The organism is Aliivibrio sp. S10_S31 (genome assembly GCF_014694495.1).
GTDB classification, from domain to species: domain Bacteria; phylum Pseudomonadota; class Gammaproteobacteria; order Enterobacterales; family Vibrionaceae; genus Aliivibrio; species Aliivibrio fischeri.
Genome location: NZ_JAAUWR010000054.1, coordinates 1 through 2133 on the forward strand (window position 1 = coordinate 1; position 2133 = coordinate 2133).

4 protein-coding genes are annotated in these 2133 nt (G+C 35.2%); all 4 read left to right on the top strand.

What is annotated here, in order from left to right:
* Positions 1-310 precede the first annotated feature (310 nt).
* The 4 genes from HC728_RS19430 (at position 311) to HC728_RS19445 (ending at position 1882) form a co-directional block, all read left to right on the top strand.
* The gene (locus HC728_RS19430) at positions 311-571 is read left to right on the top strand and encodes a DUF4282 domain-containing protein (RefSeq protein WP_190395958.1); all 261 of its coding nucleotides are present in this window, start codon (positions 311-313) and stop codon (positions 569-571) included.
* 166 nt (positions 572-737) lie between these two features.
* Positions 738-1151: a hypothetical protein gene (locus tag HC728_RS19435; RefSeq protein WP_139073842.1), complete on the top strand. Its 414-nt coding sequence runs from the start codon at positions 738-740 to the stop codon at positions 1149-1151.
* 222 nt (positions 1152-1373) lie between these two features.
* On the top strand, positions 1374-1625 hold the full coding sequence (locus HC728_RS19440) for a type II toxin-antitoxin system Phd/YefM family antitoxin (protein ID WP_012551877.1): 252 nt from the start codon (positions 1374-1376) through the stop codon (positions 1623-1625).
* Complete coding sequence (locus tag HC728_RS19445) at positions 1622-1882, top strand: Txe/YoeB family addiction module toxin (protein WP_017019086.1); 261 nt, start codon at positions 1622-1624, stop codon at positions 1880-1882. Before HC728_RS19440 ends, HC728_RS19445 begins: the two co-directional genes overlap by 4 nt.
* Positions 1883-2133 lie beyond the last annotated feature (251 nt).

Genomic DNA, 2133 nt, shown 5'->3' on the forward strand with positions numbered 1-2133 from the left:
CCGTATAACAAAGCAATCAACACGATTTATTACATTCGGCGTTGTAGGTTTGTCTTTGGTTTCGGTGTTTAAGGCGGTAAAATTCAGCTAAGCCGTCGTAGTAATAAACGTGTTATTGCGGCGTTATGTTCTTCTTTATTAACGTAAAATCGTGGTGTACTTCAAAAGTATTCATTAATTCAATCATAGTGATGAAGTATTTGTAGCAAATCATCATTAATTGGAATATAACCCTATCAGTAATTGTTCAGTTGGTTACGACTAAGCTATTGAGCTTATTATACTTTTAATTATAAATGGAAATTCTAAAATGAAAGATATCTTCTTTTTTGATTCAATGCTTACACCAAAGATAATCACTATTGTTTACTGGTTATTATTAGTTTCAGCCGTTGTTTCCGGTATAGGTACAATGTTTGCTGGCTATGAGAAAAATATCCTTGGTGGTTTAGGTATCATTGTTGGTGGTGCAATCGGAGCAAGAATTTGGTGCGAATTACTGATAGTATTATTTAAAATTCACGAGAACCTTCAAAAGATTGCGAATAAATCAGATGTTGAAAAAGATTAATCTTTCCTAGCTTAAATGAACATAACAATCGTATCAACACGATTTACTACACTCGGCAATCTCAGTTTGCCGGGTGTTTCTCGTTTTAAGGTGTCAATATTAAGTATAATTGCATAGTAGTAAACGTGTTATGCAGGCGTTATGCCCTAAATGGAAAATAATAGTTATGAGCAAATATGTAGTTTCCGAAGAAGTTCTCTTAAAGATCATTAGGTATTTATACTTAAAAGCTACGTCAGATGAGACTCAGCTTACAATAGATTTATCGCAAGTTAAGTTTTCTGCTTATGATAAAGCTTTAGAAGAAGTGATTCCGGAGGTTGTTGATAAATCTAATCCAATACCGAAAGTCAAATATGCAGCATATATATTGAAAATGGAAGAACTTGGATGGATATCAAGAGACAAAAACTGGTTGAGTTTCACTTTAACTCAAGAGGGTTTTAAACAGGGTGCACAAACTGACAAAGCTAAGTCAAAAACAATTTTTGAGTGTATGGATTGGAAGTTTTGGTCAGCTATTTTGATTGCATTTATAACATTAATTTTCACTGCACTAGCATATTATAAAAATGGTTAGTACGGGCATAACAATCGCATCAACACGATTTACTACACTCGGCAATCTCAGTTTGTCGGGTGTTTCTCGTTTTAAGGCGTCAATTTTAAGTATAATTGCATGGTAGTAAACGTGTTATGCAGGCGTTAACTGCTTCTTTGTTACCTGTGCAATATATTGTACATTTTGTTTTTATGAATTATACTTGTTCAATATTAGGTACAACTCAACAAAGAGGTAATTATGCGTATAGTTTCTTTTACTGAAGCCAGAAATGGTCTTAAATCTGTTCTTGATGGCGTGGTTAATGATGCAGACTGCACAGTTATCACTCGTCGAGATTCTGAAGATGCGGTTGTAATGTCTATGGATTATTACAATAGTTTAATGGAAACGATATATTTATCTCGTTCTCCTGCAAATGCAGCTCATTTAAATAAATCAATTGCTCAATACAATGCTGGCCAAACTACGGAAAGAGGCTTGCTTGAATGAGTCGAATGTTAGCTTGGACTGATGAAGCGTGGGATGATTATTTATATTGGCAAGGACAGGATAAGAAAACCCTCAAACGTATTAATAAGTTAATCACAGATGCAAAGCGCTCACCGTTTGAAGGCATTGGCAAACCTGAGCCATTGAAAGAGAACTTAGCTGGTTTTTGGTCACGCAGGATTGATGATACAAATAGACTGGTTTATGCCGTTAATGATTCACATTTGACGATAATTTCTTGTCGTTATCACTACTAATTGAATCGCAGTTAACAAATGCATCAACACGATTTACTACACTCGGCATCTCAGGTTGTCGGGTGTTTCTCGTTTTAAGGCGTCAATTTTAAGTATAATTGCATAGTAGCAAACGTGTTATGCAGGCGTTGTGCGTACTGAGTCCGAAATTTTTTGCACGGTTCATCAATAGAATCGTAGCTTTCGTAGTTTCGGCTTAGTAAGCGTAAATTTCTTCTTTGTTGCCTTTTGGTTTTCGTATCATCAGGTTC